This window comes from Pseudomonas sp. MAFF 730105 (assembly GCF_055380705.1).
In genome coordinates, this window is sequence record NZ_AP018438.1 from 2,062,244 (window position 1) to 2,077,205 (window position 14,962).

A 14,962-nucleotide genomic window follows, 5' to 3' on the forward strand; every position below is an offset into this window, starting at 1 on the left:
GATGGCTGTGGAAGTTGCATTGGAGCAACTGCTCGCCATGGCGGCAGCCACGCCGGTGACCCAGCGTGAGCGCCTGCCGCTGGCTGAGGTACAGGGGCGGGTGCTGGCGCAGGATCTGGTGTCGACCCTGGATCTGCCACCGTGGCCCAACAGCGCCATGGACGGTTATGCGTTGCGGCTGGCTGACTGGAAGGGTGGACCGCTGGTGGTCGGCCAGCGGATCTTTGCCGGACAGGCTCCGCAACCGCTGGCTGCTGGGACCTGCGCGCGGATTTTCACGGGAGCACCCGTTCCCGCTGGGGCCGACTGCGTGGAAATGCAGGAAAACGTCCTGGTTGAAAGCGACCAGCGAGTGCGGTTTACGGAGCCCTTGGCCAGTGGACAGAACATCCGTCCTCAAGGGCAGGAAACCACCGTTGGCGAACAGGTGCTGGCTGCCGGCACTCGCTTGGGACCGATCGAACTGGGCCTGGCCGCATCCCTGGGTTGTGCATCCCTCGACGTGATTCGCAAGGTCCGGGTTGCGGTCCTGTCCACGGGGGATGAGCTGGTGGAGCCTGGCCAGCCGCTGGGCCCCGGCCAGATCTATAACAGCAACCGTGTGCTGCTCTGCGGTTGGCTGCAGCGCCTGGGTTGTGAAGTGCTCGACGCAGGTATCCTGCCGGACGACTTGCCGACTACCCGGGCCCGCTTGGCCCAGCTGTCGGATGTTGATCTGATCCTGTCCACCGGTGGTGTATCGGTCGGGGAAGCCGACTTCCTGGGCGTCGTGCTGCGCGAGGAGGGTGAGCTGACACTCTGGAAGCTCGCCATCAAACCCGGGAAGCCGCTAACGGTTGGGCACTTCCGCGGCGTGCCGGTCATAGGCTTGCCTGGTAATCCTGCCTCGACACTGGTGACTTTTGCGTTGCTGGCCAGGCCCTACCTGTTGCGACGCCAAGGCGTTCAATCGGTGGCGCCGCTCAGGTTCAAGGTGCCGGCGGGGTTTGTCTGGGCCAAGCCTGGCAGTCGGCGAGAATACCTGCGAGGTCGCATGGAAAACGGCCGGGCAATCATCTACCGGAATCAGAGCTCCGGTGTGCTGCGCAGTGCGGCGTGGGCCGAAGGGCTGGTCGAAGTGCTCGAAGGGCAGACGCTGGTCGAGGGCGACGAAGTCAGCTTTATCCCCTTGAGCGAGCTCCTGGATTAGTGGTCTGTCTCGCAGATACAGGTTTTTCTGACGGCCGCTTTCACGGCAACGAACGTCATCAGAAATAAACAGTATTTGTGAGACGGAACACCACCTCTGCAGGCGCTGTACTCCAACCCAAGTCGATGTTCGAGTGTGGTGTCCATCGCCTTTATCGCGACAGCAGCATCACCAGTTGATCGAAACGGCTGTTCGCGATCCAGCCCAGGAGGCCGACGATCACCGCCGCCGCACCGGCCGAATAGGCCAGTCTGTGTCGGATCACCTTCACATCGGTGCGGATTTCATCCATGTCTCGACGGATGTACTTAAGGTGGGTTTCCAGTTCAACGACGCGCGGTTCCAAATCAATTCCTCCAACGGGATTACTGCAACTTTTGCATTCGTTCTGAGCATCGGTCCGCTCGCCTCCGATAGGTGCGAATTGACGAGGCGACAGCTTGTATTCATGGCTATGCATGGGACGCTTCATCCCTTTGGCCATAACTGTTCGAACCACTGATCCGTCCCTTGCGGGCCGTGACGTATCCATCCATGGGTTAGCACTTCCTTGTGTAATAAGTGTTTTTATCGGTCCAGCACAACAGAATGCCAAGGTGTCTCAATACTGCTGGAGGGTCAATTGAGCTGATTCGCCAAGTCTTGTAAGAAAACTCTTTGAGTGCAGCGGCATCGCTCCGATGGGGCGCTGGCCGTTTATCCGTGGACCGGGTAGTGGCTTTTCTTGTGAAAAAATTGACACGGCAAGGGCTTTTTCAGCCGAATGCGCGGTCCCAATCCCTGGAACCTTCCAATGACGGAGATCGGGATGAGCAAAGGCAAGGCGCTATTGATTCTGCATGGCAAGCAAGCGCTCAACGAAGAGGTTCGCGCCGCAGTGATGCTCAGGCGCAAGCAGGGTTGGGACCTGGCGGTACGACTGACCTGGGAGGCGGGCGATGCCCGACGGTGTGTCGAAGAGGCGCTGGAGGCCGGTTATACGCGACTGATCGCCGGTGGCGGTGACGGAACCTTGCGTGATATCGCCGAAGCGATGGCCCTCGACTCCAGCGATGCCAGTCTGGTGTTGCTGCCCCTGGGAACTGCCAATGATTTTGCCCGGGCGGTCGGGGTCCCGCTGGAACCGGATCGAGCCCTGGATCTGCTGGACGTTGAGCCGCACCCCATCGATCTGGGAGAGGTCGGCGGACGGATCTTCCTCAACATGGCCACGGGCGGCTTCGGCAGCCAGGTCACTGCGAATACCTCTGAAGAGCTTAAAAAGGTGTTGGGGGGAGCCGCTTACCTGTTCACCGGACTCACGCGCTTCAGTGAGCTGAGTGCGGCCTATGGCGAGTTGCAGGGGCCGGGGTTCAGTTGGCGGGGCGATCTCCTGGCGTTGGGCATTGGTAATGGCCGGCAGGCCGGAGGAGGCCATGAGTTGTGTCCCCAGGCATTGGTCGATGACGGATTGCTGGACATCAGTATCCTGCCCGCCCCTCAGGAGGTGGTCAGTACGCTAAAGGACTTGCTGGCTGGTGGCCTGGGCATCGACAACATGTTCGTGCGGGCACGCTTGCCATGGGTGGAAATCAAGGCCGCCCAGGGCCTGGACATCAATCTGGATGGCGAACCCTTGCAGGTCGACAGCCTGCGGTTTACGGTGCGTCCGAAGGCGCTGCGTGTCCATTTGCCGCCCGATTCGCCTTTGCTGGCGGCCTCGGCGGCGCTCAATCGTCCAGGCTGATGATCTGCTCTCGCACCGCGAAAAGCACCAGTCCGGCCACGTCATGGATCTGCAGGCGCTTCATGATCTGGGCCCGGTGGGTTTCCACGGTCTTGATGCTCAGGCTCAGGCCGTTGGCAATTTCGCGGGTGGATTTGCCACGCACGATCAGCCGCAGGATTTCCAGCTGGCGTGCCGTCAGATTGTGGGTCTGGCCAGGGGAGGGTTGGTGCTTCTGCTGGGTACGGGTCAGGGCCTGGTTGATCACCGTATGGGCGATGGCGGGGCTCAAGTAATGCTCGTCGTTGCGTAATGCGTTCAGGGCGTGTTCCAGCTCGGTGGCTGTCGTGTCCTTGAGCAGATACCCATGGGCACCGGATTCCAACGCCTGCATGATCAGCGCCGGATCGGTGTGCATCGACAGGATCAGCACCTTGCTGCGTGGCCGTACCTGCTTGAGCTCGCGCAGGGCATCCAGGCCGCTGGTGTTCTTCATGGAAATATCCAGCAGCACGATATCGGGATCCAGCCGTTCGACCAGCGCCGGTAGCTGTGCGCCGTCGCTGGCTTCACCGATGACGGCATAGCCGGGTAGGTCCATGATCAGTGCGCGCACGCCAGCGCGGATCAGTGAGTGGTCGTCTACCAGAAGCAAATTACAAGTCAATGGAGAACCTTATTTTTACTGGCCCGTGCCAGGGCGCGAGGTGCCCAGGGGAAACGGGCTTCGATGTGCGTGCCTTTGCCGGCTTCACTGATGACTTTCAGCGTGCCGCCCAACTGCTCGACTCGCTCCGACATGCCGGCCATGCCGCGTTGTCCTTCGCGGGCGGGGTGGGGCGCGGGGACAAATCCATGACCGTCATCGTGGATCAGCAAGAGCAAGCCCTCGGGCAGGCGTTGCAGGCGCACCAGCAGATTATTCGCTTGGGCATGGCGCAGGACGTTGGTGACCGCTTCCTGGGTGATTCGAAAGGCGGCGACTGACATTTCCTCCGGGATGCCCGTCATGCGCTGCTGGCAGTCGAGGCTCCATTTTATCGGGGTATTGGCCAATGTCTTGAGCAGGTGCGCACGCAGGCTGGCTTCAAGCCCGAGGCTGGTCAACTGCCTCGGGTTGAGAATGGCCGAAACGTCGCGGACTTTATCGAGGGTTTCGTCCAGGGTTTCGCAGAGGATCGAGCACTGCGCTTGCAATTCGTCCGGCACCCGGCGCTTGAGCCATTCGCTCTGCAGTTTCGCCGCCGTCAGAAGCTGGCCAATGTCGTCATGCAATTCGCGACTGAGTCGATGGCGTTCGTTTTCCTGGACTTCGAGCAACCGGTCGGCCAACTCCTCGGGTTGGAACTTGATGGACTTTCGCGACAGCTGGTACCGGACCCAGACACAGGCCAGGGCCGCGATGTTCAACATCAGCAAGCTCAATGGCAACGCACGGGCAAACAGATAGGTCAGCAGGCAGCCGAGGGTCGAGCAGGTGCACAGAAACAGTGTGAACCGGCGGGCGTTTTCTCGGGAAGGTGGCCAGGTGATGAATGACTTGAGGCTGGCGTACATGACGGATGGAGCCAATGAATGTTCGCTGCGGGCGAGCCGGTCAGCACATGGGACGGCCCGGGTCGGTAAATGGTTCAGGTCGAGGTTGGCTTCAGATCGACGGCATTTCTTGCCGCTGTTTTGAAGCGTCTGACGCGAGACATAGTACCACTTCATCCATGGTTGGTCGCGCTCGGCATGGCGTATTGAAAGCGCCGTGGAGCAGGCGCGTCGAGCTGGGCCGGCATCGTCGGTATCACGCTTGTTTCTGTGAATAGGTAAGCAGGCTCAGCGGAGGTGCTGCGGTCAATATCTCGCAGGGATTCTGGCCCACCTGGAGTGCAAATGCTTCGATCAACGAAGTCTGTTCGCTGTTGTCCAGGCCGAGCTGGCCGGTGGTAGGGTCGACCAGTTCAAGTTGCCATGCCATCAGCGTGAAGCAATCCTTCAACGCCTCCAGGGCTTGATCATGCAATTCCATGTGGTGTTGTGCATGGCTGAGCAGGCCATGGATATGCAGCGAAAACTCCGAAACGGTTTCCAGCGCCAAGGCATTGGCCTTGTTTGCCAACTTCAGCAGGGTGCTGAGCATGCAATCGATCGCGTCCTTGTCGTTGTTGATCAACTGCAGGTGGCTCAGGCATTCCTCCGACTTGGCCAACAGTGTCTCGGCTTCGGTCAGGAACTCGGGAAAGCGCTGGAGCCAATTCTTACGATCGTTTGGCATGCTTATCTCCACAACATCATGTCAGGCGAAAGGAGACCGCTTGAGGCGAACGACGGAACCGAGCGGTCGGCAACGAACGAACCTGCGTCGTTGCGCCTTTGCCTTGGGTAAGGACGAGCCTGCAAGCAATTGCACTGGCGGGATCGGCCGAAAGGCTGGAAGTCCGATGTCCTGCGGTCGCGCACAAAGGCCTGACTCCGTTCAGCAATGAGAATGGCGTCACATTAATGGCTATTGGATAGCGGGAATATCAGGTTGGACCTGATTGTGCCTAGGGGAATCCCTTAGGCAGGGGAACTTTGTGCGCAAAACGAGGTCGCGCAGCGGAGAAAACCGGTGGAATGAGAAGGTGAACGCAGTAAAGCATGATGTTAAGGTGATATCAATCCTTCGCGCAGGTATTTCTGGCAGGGGTCAAGATCCGGTCTGGGCGGCCGATAGCTGTTCTATTGGATTCATCCGAACAATCCCAGGAGTCATCGATGGCCAGCATTCTCGACACAGTAGATCAACGAACCCAGCTAGTGGGTGAGAATCGCCTGGAAATTCTCATGTTTCGCCTGGCGGGCCGGCAATTGTTCGCCATTAACGTGTTTAAGGTCCAGGAGGTGTTGCAACTGCCCAAGTTGACCCTGATGCCGCAGCGTCATCCATTTGTCTGTGGCGTGGTCAACCTGCGGGGCCAGACGTTGCCGGTGATCGATCTGTCCCAGGCTATCGGCATGCGTCCATTGGTGCCGGGGGCCAATAGCACCATTATCGTGACTGAATACAATCGCTCGGTTCAGGCGTTCTTGGTGGGTGGTGTGGACCGCATCGTCAACATGAACTGGGAAGCGATCATGCCACCCCCGGGCAGTGCTGGCCGTGAACACTACCTGACCGCCATCAGCAAGGTGGACGATCAGTTGGTTGAAATCATCGACGTGGAAAAAGTCCTTGCCGAAATCGTGCCTTACAACGCCAAGGTTTCCCGGGACAAACTCGAGGATCCGGTGCTGGAACGTGCCCGTGGGCGCGAAGTGCTGCTGGTGGACGACTCTAAAGTCGCGCTCTCGCAACTGCGCGACACCCTCGGGCAGTTGGGCATAAAGATGCACGTTGCCGGTGACGGCTTGAAGGCCCTGAACATGCTCAAGGCCTGGGCCGACAGTGGTGAGGTGATGACCGACAAATTGCTGATGATCTTCACCGACGCGGAAATGCCGGAAATGGACGGCTACCGCCTGACCACCGAAATCCGCAACGACCCTCGTTTGCGTGGGCTCTACGTGGTATTGCACACCTCGCTGTCCGGCAGCTTCAACGACTCGATGGTCAAGAAGGTCGGTTGTGACAACTTCCTCTCCAAATTCCAGCCGGACAAACTGGTCGATGTGGTGCGCCAGCGACTGATGCTCGACTGAAACTGATCGTGGTTTGCTTCGATGGCTGGCTCGTATATGGTGGCGTTTTTCCATCGTCCGGGAGCTGATCATGTTGCGTCTGAGCGCGCTGTACCGTTATCCGTTGAAGTCCGGCAAGGGCCAGTCTTTGCAGGAGATTGGCCTGGACAAGCTCGGCTTGGACGGTGACCGGCGCTGGATGCTGGTGGATGAAGCCAGTGGGCGATTCCTGACCCAGCGGGCCGTGGCGAAGATGAGCCAGCTCTCGGCACTGTGGAACGAGGCGGGTGGCCTGACCCTCAGCGCGCCGGGTTACGGCAGCATCGATGTGCCGCTGCCATCTGCCCAAGAAGAGCAACGCCGTGGGGTGATCATCTGGCGCGATACCCTGCGTGTGCCGGATGCCGGTGACGAGGCGGGGGCCTGGGTCAGCGAATTCATCGGCAATGCCAGCCGCCTGGTACATGTGCCGGTGGAGCTGGCGCGCACCACGGCAGCCGGTTATGGCAAGGACGACGACAAGGTTGCTTTCGCCGACGGATTCCCGTTGCTACTGATTGGCCAGGCCTCGTTGCAGGATCTGTCGAGTCGGGTCGGTCGTCCGATGGAGATGTTGCGCTTTCGTCCCAACCTGGTGGTCGAAGGCAGCCAGGCGTTTGCCGAGGATGGGTGGAAGCGCATCCGTATCGGCGATGTGGAGTTCCGGGTGGTCAAACCCTGCTCGCGTTGCATCATGACCACGGTGGACCCGCAGACTGGCGAGCGCGATCCTAGCCGCGAGCCTTTCGCCACTTTGCAGCAGTATCGTTCGACACCGGACGGTCCGATGTTCGGTCAGAACCTGGTCAATGACAGCAATGGCCAGCTTGAAGTCGGCATGCCGGTTGAAGTGCTCGAGTAAATCCTGCGCAGCCCTCTGTAGGAGCTGCCGAAGGCTGCGATCTTTTGATTATTGGTCTTTCGCTAAAGACTCAACTGCCTGGGACAAGATCGCAGCCTCGTTGCACTAGACAGCTCCTACGCGCGGTATTCACACAGGTAGGCCGTGTCCACCGCCACCTTGAGCTGGAACTTGCTGTCGGCCGGTACATTGAACCGGCTGCCGGCCGCGAAGGTTTCCCATTCGGTGCTGCCGGGCAGTTTCACGGTCAGGGCGCCGGACACAACGTGCATGATTTCCCGCTGGGCCGTGCCGAATTCGTATTCGCCCGGCGCCATGACGCCGATGGTCGCAGGGCCTTCAGCCGTGCCGAAAGCGATCGACTTGACGGTGCCGTCGAAGTACTCGTTGACTTTGAACATGGGCGATTCCTCGAAAAAAGGGCTGAAAAAGGCCGGCCAGTATGCACAAGGCTTCAACACTCGTCATCTGTGGCGGGACAGATCAGTCCGCCAGCACCAGAGGCAATAACCTTGCCGTGTTGCGCGCATCTTCCAGGGCGCGGTGCTGTTGACCGGAAAACTGCAGGCCGGCCAGTTGCAGCGCCCCGTTAAGCCCCAGCGGCCGCTCGAGTCGACGGGCCTTGGCAAAGCGTTGCTTGAGGTTCATGTGGGGCACGCGGGCGAGAACACTGTGTAACTGTTGCTGCTGCCATTCCTGGAGCAACTGCTTGCGGTCGTAGTCACCCCAACTGACCCAGCCACCCAGGTTCGCGTGGTAGGGCGCCAGCCAGTGTTCGAATGCAGGCCAGACCTCCGAGATGGGCGCTGCGCTGTCGATATTGGCTTGGGTAATGTGCGTCAGCTCGCGGCAAAAGGGCGTGAGCAGCGGGCGTCTCAGGGGGCGTACGAAACGCTGGAAGTGATCCAGCTCGCGCCCGTCACGGTTCACCAGCGTGGCACCGATCTCGATAATTTCCATTTCGGCTACCGGCCAGCCACCTTCATCGGTGGTGGCCTCCAGATCAATTACCAGCCATTGAGGCATCGCGGGCTTCCCGGTATCGGCGTGCAGATGACTTTGAGCGTAGTCAAACGCGTTACGTTCGCCTAGGGGGTTGGACTGATTCGTGCACGTAACTTCTGCCCGAGCGCTTGCTTGGGTGGCCGGCTCAGCTTAAATTGCCGGCGCCACGACGATTGCGGGAGAGAATGGGTGGACGAGCGAAAAGCCCTGACGGTGATGCATGAGCTGATTGGTCTCGGACAATTGACCGACCCGGACAGTGCTCGCGGCAAACTGCTCCAGACCGCCGCCCACCTGTTCCGCAACAAAGGCTTCGAACGCACCACGGTGCGCGACTTGGCAAGCGCCGTGGGTATTCAATCCGGCAGCATTTTCCACCACTTCAAAAGCAAGGACGAGATCCTGCGGGCGGTGATGGAAGAAACCATCCGCTACAACACCGCCTTGATGCGCGCGGCGCTGGCCGAGGCGGGCGACGTGCGTGAACGGGTGCTCGCGCTGATCCGCTGCGAATTGCAGTCGATCATGGGGGGCACCGGCGAGGCGATGGCGGTACTGGTCTACGAGTGGCGCTCGCTGTCCCAGGAGGGACAACGGCAAGTATTGGCCTTGCGGGATATTTACGAAGACTTGTGGCTCGAGGTATTGGGCCAGGCCAAGGATGCCGGGTATATTCGCGGGGACGTGTTCATTACCCGGCGTTTTCTCACTGGCGCGTTGTCCTGGACCACCACCTGGTTTCGCGCCGAGGGCAGCCTGAGCCTCGACCAGTTGGCCGAGCAAGCGCTGATCCTGGTGCTGGAAGAAAAACAATAATCGTACGGCTTCTTTAAGTGGTCGTGGAGCTGGCTAAGTGGCTGAAACCGCCTAGCTTGAATGTATGGATGGACTTTTGGGGGAGTGGTGGCCTTGATGTTTTCGCCGAAGGGTATGAGCTTGCGTGTTTTGCTCGCTGCACTGGCTGTCTTTCTGATGATGCCGGTCTCGGCGGCGCAACTGGTCAGGATCGGAGCCGCGCATTTCCCGCCTTATACCGTGCGCCCCGAGAACGGCGCCGACACCGGCCTGCTGCCGCAGTTGGTCGAAGCCCTGAATCACTCCCAGACCGATTATCAGTTCGAACTGGTACCCACGTCGATTCCACGCCGTTTCAATGATTTCAAACAAGGCCGGGTCGATATGGCGATCTTCGAGAACCCCGACTGGGGCTGGAAGGATGTACCTCATACCGCAGTGGACATGGGGCTTGAGGATGCGGAAGTCTTCGTCACCCAGCGCCAGCCGGATCGCCAGCAGAGCTATTTCGCCGACCTCAGGGGCAAGCGCCTGGCCCTGTTCAGCGGCTACCACTACGCCTTTGCCGAGTTCAACGCCGACCCCAAGTTCCTGGTTGGGCAGTACAACGCCACGCTGACGTACTCCCACGACAGCAACCTGTTGATGGTATTGCGGGGGCGTGCGGACATCGCCCTGGTGACCCGTTCGTACCTGAACGATTACATACTGCGCAATCCTGAGGTCGGCCCCCAGTTGTTGGTGTCCGAGCGTATCGATCAGGTTTACCACCACTATGCCCTGATTCGGCCGCAGGCGCCGATCACCAGTGAAGTGTTTGGACAGTTGCTGCAGAAGCTTCGGGATAACGGTCAACTGCTGGCGATTTTCAAGCCTTACCAGATCGCGCTGGTGCCATCACACGTTCATTGACCGCAGTCTCAGGGGCTCCTTGCTCACGCCTGGCGATGGCTTCAGGCCGGCGAATCGGCGCGATAAAGCGAGCAGCATTTTTCAGGCTGATTGAAAAAGACATCACCGGGTGCAAACGCGCCGATTTTCTGGAAGGTGTCATTGACCGCATCCATCAAGCCGAACTGTTCCTGTGTCTGCGTGTGGCTACACGCAGCCAGTAGCGCTTCAAAAAAGAGCAGCTTTGCTTTGGCTCTTTGTCCGGACGCCCGGTCTGTGTTGACAGCTTTCGGTCTCAGGAGGTCGATCTGCTCCTGAGCAAAAGCTTCGAGCTCGACTTTTGTCATGGTTGGGTCTCCACCGATTGTTGTGAAACCTCACGCTATCGCCGGCAACCGAGTCGGTCTACTGTCAGACCTTACAGGTGCCTGTCGCAAATCCGATGGCCTCGGCGATTGACGGCTTGGCTTACAGCACGTCAGTCTGGCCAGGTTTTTTCACGCGCAAACAAGGAGGTCATCGATGCCCTTTGCAACTCTTGACGGACAACCTCTTCATTATCTGGACCAGGGCCACGGCCCGGTGGTGATACTGGGCAGCAGCTATTTGTGGGACCACGGCATGTGGGCGCCGCAGATCGAGGCATTGTCGCGGCATTACCGGGTGATCGCCCCGGACCTGTGGGGCCATGGTCAATCCGGACGTTTGCCCGAGGGCATGAGTTCCTTGGATGACCTGGCTCGCCAGGTCCTGGGGTTGATGGATCATCTGGACGTCGATCGCTTCAGTCTGGTGGGGCTTTCGGTGGGCGGGATGTGGGGCGCGCGGCTGGCGTTGACGGCGCCGAAACGGCTCCAGGCGCTGGTGTTGATGGACACTTATGTGGGCGTCGAACCGGAGCCAACGCGGCTGTATTACTTCTCGTTGTTCGACAAGATCGAAGCCAGCGGCAGCATTCCCGAACCGTTGCTGGATATTGTCGTGCCGATCTTCTTCCGGCCTGGCATCGATCCGCAGTCGCCGCTGTACCGGCAATTTCGCGCGACACTGGCCGCGCTGCCGGCCGATCGTCTGCGCGACAGCATCGTGCCGTTGGGACGGATCATTTTTGGCCGGGACGATATCCTGCCGCGCCTGGGTGAGCTGGATGCCAGCAGCACCTGGGTGATGTGCGGTGACCAGGACAAGCCGCGGCCACCCTCCGAGTCTCTGGAAATGGCCGAGTTGATCGGTTGTCCCCATGTGCTGATTCCGGAGGCGGGGCACATTTCCAATCTGGAGAATCCGGGGTTCGTTACCGAGGCATTGCTTGAGTTTTTGCGTAGCTGACCCTGCGCAATCGCGAGCAGGCTCGCTCCCACAGAGGTCCGGTTTCAGCAGGCCAATGTGGGAGCGAGCCTGCTCGCGAAAGGGGCGGCTCGATCCACATCACTTCGGTCCGAGAATCTTCACCAGCTTGTCCGGTGATGGGGCGCCTTGCTGCTGTTGCAGCTCGCCTTTGTCATCCAGGTAGAAAATCGCCGGGGTGGCGGACAGCTCCAGTTCGTCCATCAACTGCTGGTTGGCGTCGAGCTTGGCCTGAACGGCGGGCGGTATGTCCTTGAGGGGCTTGAGCGTACTGCCCTTGCCGGATCTCTCATGATCTTCCAGGGCTTTTTGCGGGTCCTTGGCCGCCAGCAGCGCGGCGGATTTGCCGGGACTGTCTTCGCGGATGATGCCCACCATGATATGACGCAACTGCACCTTGCCGGCCTTGACCCATGGCCGGGCCTGTTCCCAGAACATGTTGCAGTACGGGCAGTTGGGGTCACTGAACAGGTACACGGTGCGCGGTGCGTCCTTGTTGCCGTCGGCGATCCAGTTGCTCGCCTCCATTTTTGCCCAGATTTCCTTCGCCATTGGTGCATAGACCAGTTTTTGCAGCGGCTCGGCGCTCAGGTCCTTGCCGTCGGCGTCATACAGGTTGCCGAGCAGGACGTGCTGGCCGTCCGGGGTCAGGTACAGCGCCATGCCGCGGTTCTGGTATTGCGCCGCGTAGCCGCGTAGCCCATCCGGTGCCTCGAAGGTGCCGACGATCTTCGCGCCCTTGGCTTCGATTTTCTGGATGGCTGCCGGCAGTTCTTCGGCCTGTAGCAGCGGCGCTTGCAACAGCGCCGTGGCGACGGCCAGGGTCAGCAGGTGGCGGAGGCGAGGCATGGCTGTTTCCTTGTGGCGGGGTGGGATGCCGTGGTTGAACCCGGCGTTTCGAAGTTTTCCAGGGCTCGGGCCAGGCTTGCCTCCGACAGTTCACCCAGATGACTGCCCAGCAGACGGCCGTCGGCGCTATAGAACAGCGTCGTCGGCAGCGCCATGGAACCCACGGCCTGGCCGAGGCGACCGCTGCCGTCGAACAAGATGTTGTCCAGGCTCAGGCCCTGGGTAGCGAGGTAGGTGCTGACGCTCTGCATGCTTTCGGCCTGGTTGACGAACAGGAAGGTCAGGTCCGGACGCTGTTGTTGGGCTTCTTCCAGCACCGGCATTTCACGCCGGCAGGGCGGGCACCAGGTGGCCCAGAGATTGATCACCAGGGGGCCGCCCTGATAATCGGTGAGTTTCACGGTCTGTCCGTTGGCGTCGCGCAGGTCGATGTCCGGCAATCGGGTGCCCTGTTCATAGATCGTCAGCGCCATCGTCGCCACCAGCCAGAACAGCAGGCCGCTGCCGACGCCAAAACCCAATGGCCGGCGCAGGGCCGGTCGACGTCGGGCCCACAGCAATGTCCCGATTACCAATGCCACAACGCCTGGCCAGGCCAGGAAGCCGCCGTCGCGCAAGTCGACGATCTGCCATGGATCGTTCTGGTAATGGCTCCAATAGGCGACGACAAAGCTGATCCGCGCGGCCAGGAGCCCCAGCAGGAACAGCATGAACAGCACCGACTCAGGGTTCTCGCCACCGCGCTTGGCCACCCGCCAGCCCACGAAGGTCGCCAGCGCCAGGGCACTGATCAGCAGCAGGTGGTTAAGGGCGATGGCAAAGGTGCCCAAGGTGAGCGTCAGCATCAGTTCGCGTCCCGGGTGCTGTTCCAGCGCTCCAGGAAGCCCTTGGCATCGATTTCCCCGGTGATGCGCTGGCTGCGGCGCTCTTCACCGTCGGCGCCGATCCACAGCAGGCTGGGCGGCCCGGGTACCTGATAGCGGCTCAGCAGTTCGCGGCTGGCGGCGTTGTCAGCGGTCACGTCGAGGCGCAGCAGGCGGACGTCCGCCAAGGCGTTCAGCACTTCGGCGCGGCCGAACACCTGTTTTTCCATGATTTTGCAGGACACGCACCAGTCGGCGTAATAGTCCACGAGCACCCACTGCCCCTGGGCCTTGGCCGCATCCAGTTCCCGTTGCAGGACGGCAGGCTCGCTGATCGTGATGAAGGCGTCGTGGGCGCTGACGCTCGCGCTGCCCTGGGCACCGGTGTAGATCTTCAGGGGCTGGAGGAAATCGTCGCTGCCACCGGCAGCACCCACCAGCAGCGCGCTGCCCCACAGGCCAAACAGCAGTGACGCGCTGCCGCAGGCATAGGCCATGCGGCCGAACCCTTCGGTCTGGCGCCAAGCGCTGTAGGCGGCGATCAACAACAGCACACCCCACAGTGCGATCCACAGCGAGCCGTCGATGACTGGACGAATCATCAGCAGCGCGGTGCCCAGGAACAGGAAGCCGAACATACCCTTGACCAGGTCCATCCAGGCGCCGGGTTTGGGCAGGAAGCGGTTGCCCACGGTTACCAGCAACAACAGTGGCAGGCCGATGCCAATGCCCATCGCAAACAGGATAAGGCCGCCGTGCAACGCGTTACCGCTCTGGGCGATGTACAGCAACGCGCCAGCCAGCGGGGCGGTCATGCAGGGACCTACCAGCAGGCCGGACAGTGCGCCGAGAACTCCGGCGCCCACCAGGCTGCCGCCGCGGCGCTGACGCCCGGCATTCTCCAGGCGGTCGCGCAAGGCGGGCGGCAGTTGCAATTCGAAGAAACCGAACATGGGCAGCGCCAGCACCACGAACACCGCGGCGAAGGTGCCCAGCAGCCACGGCTGTTGCAGCAAGGCCTGCAGGTTGGCGCCCAGCAGCGCGGCAAGCACGCCCATGGCGGCGTATACCAGGGCCATGCTGATCACGTAGCTGCCCGCCAAAGCCAGGCCGCGTCGAGGCCCGGCACCGCTGCCGACGACCAGCCCGGCGAGGATCGGCAGCATCGGCAGGGAACACGGCGTGAACGCCAGCAGCAGACCGAGGCCGAAGAACACCAGCAGGCTCCAGCCCAACGCCCGTTGTTGCAGGCCGCTGGCCAGGGCCTGGTCCGGCGCTTCGCCTTTGGCCACCGCAGGGGAACCACCGCCCAGGTCGACCACCTGGGTCTGGGGTGGGTAGCACAGTCCTGCGTCGGCACAGCCTTGGAAACCCACTTTGATCTTGCCGGTGGCGCCCGCCGGAATCTTCAACTCCAGTGCTTGGCGATAGACCTGTTGGTCGCCGAAAAACTCATCGCTGTGGGCTTCTCCCGCCGGGAGCTTCGGTTTCTGCGCGTCGGCAAGGCCATCGAATTTGAATCGCTTCTGATAGAGATAGTACCCATCGGCGATCTGCCAGAAGAGCTGGGTCTCACCGGAATCCAGGCGTTCGGACGTAAACACGAAGGCCTTTTCCACCGGCAGGAAATCGGGTTTGGTTTCGAAGGGATTGGCGGCCTGGGCCAGGCCCGAAATCAACAGCAGCCACAGCAAAAACAATCGACGCATGGATAAAGCCTTAGAACGAAGCAAGTGGATAGCACGATGGCGGCTGGCGATTAACCGTCG

At 60.7% G+C, this 14,962-nt stretch carries 17 protein-coding genes; 7 read left to right on the forward strand and 10 right to left on the reverse strand.

What is annotated here, in order from left to right; all coding sequences use genetic code 11:
- Position 1 precedes the first annotated feature (1 nt).
- On the forward strand, positions 2–1,189 hold the full coding sequence (locus PCOSP_RS09245) for a molybdopterin molybdotransferase MoeA (protein WP_464711904.1): 1,188 nt from the start codon (positions 2–4) through the stop codon (positions 1,187–1,189).
- A 151-nt stretch (positions 1,190–1,340) separates the two neighbouring features.
- On the opposite strand, the gene PCOSP_RS09250 is transcribed toward PCOSP_RS09245, so the two are convergent.
- The gene (locus PCOSP_RS09250) at positions 1,341–1,649 is read right to left on the reverse strand and encodes a hypothetical protein (protein WP_231983244.1); all 309 of its coding nucleotides are present in this window, start codon (positions 1,647–1,649) and stop codon (positions 1,341–1,343) included.
- Positions 1,650–1,997: 348 nt separating this feature from the next.
- Between PCOSP_RS09250 and yegS the strand changes: the two genes are divergently transcribed.
- Complete coding sequence (gene yegS / locus PCOSP_RS09255) at positions 1,998–2,915, forward strand: lipid kinase YegS (RefSeq protein ID WP_464710900.1); 918 nt, start codon at positions 1,998–2,000, stop codon at positions 2,913–2,915.
- Here yegS and PCOSP_RS09260 read toward each other — a convergent pair.
- The 3 genes from PCOSP_RS09260 to PCOSP_RS09270 all read right to left on the reverse strand — a co-directional run bounded on the left by PCOSP_RS09260 (position 2,899) and on the right by PCOSP_RS09270 (position 5,157).
- Positions 2,899–3,561: a response regulator transcription factor gene (locus tag PCOSP_RS09260; RefSeq protein WP_464710901.1), complete on the reverse strand. Its 663-nt coding sequence runs from the start codon at positions 3,559–3,561 to the stop codon at positions 2,899–2,901. The genes yegS and PCOSP_RS09260 overlap by 17 nt on opposite strands.
- Positions 3,558–4,451, reverse strand: a complete 894-nt coding sequence (locus PCOSP_RS09265) for a sensor histidine kinase (RefSeq protein WP_175362975.1) — start codon at positions 4,449–4,451, stop codon at positions 3,558–3,560. The genes PCOSP_RS09260 and PCOSP_RS09265 overlap by 4 nt, the downstream gene beginning before the upstream one ends.
- A gap of 235 nt (positions 4,452–4,686) precedes the next feature.
- Complete coding sequence (locus PCOSP_RS09270; protein ID WP_139646966.1) at positions 4,687–5,157, reverse strand: hypothetical protein; 471 nt, start codon at positions 5,155–5,157, stop codon at positions 4,687–4,689.
- A gap of 482 nt (positions 5,158–5,639) precedes the next feature.
- Between PCOSP_RS09270 and PCOSP_RS09275 the strand changes: the two genes are divergently transcribed.
- A complete protein-coding gene (locus tag PCOSP_RS09275; RefSeq protein ID WP_139646964.1) occupies positions 5,640–6,563 on the forward strand; it encodes a chemotaxis protein CheV in 924 nt (307 codons plus the stop codon).
- Between the two features lie 70 nt (positions 6,564–6,633).
- A complete protein-coding gene (locus PCOSP_RS09280; protein WP_464710902.1) occupies positions 6,634–7,443 on the forward strand; it encodes an MOSC domain-containing protein in 810 nt (269 codons plus the stop codon).
- Positions 7,444–7,559: 116 nt separating this feature from the next.
- Here the strand turns inward: PCOSP_RS09280 and ppnP are convergent, their stop codons facing one another.
- Together ppnP and PCOSP_RS09290 are read right to left on the reverse strand one after the other, a co-directional pair.
- Positions 7,560–7,844 (reverse strand): pyrimidine/purine nucleoside phosphorylase, encoded by a 285-nt coding sequence (gene ppnP / locus PCOSP_RS09285; protein ID WP_139646959.1) that lies wholly within the window; start codon positions 7,842–7,844, stop codon positions 7,560–7,562.
- 82 nt (positions 7,845–7,926) lie between these two features.
- A complete protein-coding gene (locus PCOSP_RS09290) occupies positions 7,927–8,469 on the reverse strand; it encodes a 3'-5' exonuclease (protein WP_139646957.1) in 543 nt (180 codons plus the stop codon).
- Between the two features lie 168 nt (positions 8,470–8,637).
- On the opposite strand from PCOSP_RS09290, the gene PCOSP_RS09295 reads away from it, so the two are divergent.
- Both PCOSP_RS09295 and PCOSP_RS09300 read left to right on the forward strand, forming a co-directional pair.
- Entirely contained in the window at positions 8,638–9,264 is a 627-nt protein-coding gene (locus PCOSP_RS09295; RefSeq protein WP_368372939.1) for a TetR/AcrR family transcriptional regulator, read from the forward strand.
- 114 nt (positions 9,265–9,378) lie between these two features.
- The gene (locus PCOSP_RS09300) at positions 9,379–10,155 is read left to right on the forward strand and encodes a substrate-binding periplasmic protein (RefSeq protein ID WP_139646953.1); all 777 of its coding nucleotides are present in this window, start codon (positions 9,379–9,381) and stop codon (positions 10,153–10,155) included.
- 41 nt (positions 10,156–10,196) lie between these two features.
- Here the strand turns inward: PCOSP_RS09300 and PCOSP_RS09305 are convergent, their stop codons facing one another.
- Entirely contained in the window at positions 10,197–10,481 is a 285-nt protein-coding gene (locus tag PCOSP_RS09305) for a hypothetical protein (protein WP_139646951.1), read from the reverse strand.
- A gap of 175 nt (positions 10,482–10,656) precedes the next feature.
- Between PCOSP_RS09305 and PCOSP_RS09310 the strand changes: the two genes are divergently transcribed.
- Entirely contained in the window at positions 10,657–11,463 is an 807-nt protein-coding gene (locus tag PCOSP_RS09310; protein ID WP_464710904.1) for an alpha/beta fold hydrolase, read from the forward strand.
- 99 nt (positions 11,464–11,562) lie between these two features.
- Here PCOSP_RS09310 and dsbG read toward each other — a convergent pair whose 3' ends face one another.
- Genes dsbG through dsbD form a run of 3 tightly spaced genes read right to left on the reverse strand, consistent with a single transcriptional unit; the run spans position 11,563 to position 14,902 of the window.
- Positions 11,563–12,330: a thiol:disulfide interchange protein DsbG gene (gene dsbG, locus PCOSP_RS09315; protein WP_464710905.1), complete on the reverse strand. Its 768-nt coding sequence runs from the start codon at positions 12,328–12,330 to the stop codon at positions 11,563–11,565.
- On the reverse strand, positions 12,306–13,175 hold the full coding sequence (locus PCOSP_RS09320) for a TlpA disulfide reductase family protein (protein WP_175362944.1): 870 nt from the start codon (positions 13,173–13,175) through the stop codon (positions 12,306–12,308). The genes dsbG and PCOSP_RS09320 overlap by 25 nt, the downstream gene beginning before the upstream one ends.
- Positions 13,175–14,902 (reverse strand): protein-disulfide reductase DsbD, encoded by a 1,728-nt coding sequence (dsbD, locus tag PCOSP_RS09325; protein ID WP_464710906.1) that lies wholly within the window; start codon positions 14,900–14,902, stop codon positions 13,175–13,177. The genes PCOSP_RS09320 and dsbD overlap by 1 nt, the downstream gene beginning before the upstream one ends.
- Positions 14,903–14,962 lie beyond the last annotated feature (60 nt).